Genomic DNA, 250 nt, shown 5'->3' with positions numbered 1-250 from the left:
CCTTTTTCACCTTTTGGAAGAGCGTCCACTAGTGCGCCAAGTACAGAAATAACTGGATCACCAGAGTGGTCGGACTGCTGCAAGTCGACTTCTACAACGACTTCTCCCGCGGCTCTCAACTGTTGTGCCCAGGCTTTTCGGAAAAAAGTCTTGCCGCGACCGAAACCCGCTTCAATGGAAATAACTTTTTTTGTGTCTATTGACCGGACAAGGTTCGTGAAAGCGTGGCCGATCTTCTCATAACCTAACC

1 protein-coding gene is annotated in these 250 nt (G+C 49.2%); it reads right to left on the bottom strand.

What is annotated here, in order from left to right; genetic code table 11:
• Positions 1–250: hypothetical protein (locus tag SB749_RS20260; RefSeq protein WP_410711891.1), on the bottom strand; the 250-nt coding region annotated here is incomplete at both ends.

The organism is Brevibacterium sp. SIMBA_078 (assembly GCF_046534565.1).
Lineage (GTDB): Bacteria > Actinomycetota > Actinomycetes > Actinomycetales > Brevibacteriaceae > Brevibacterium.
This window is presented reverse-complemented; position numbering and strand designations above follow the sequence as displayed.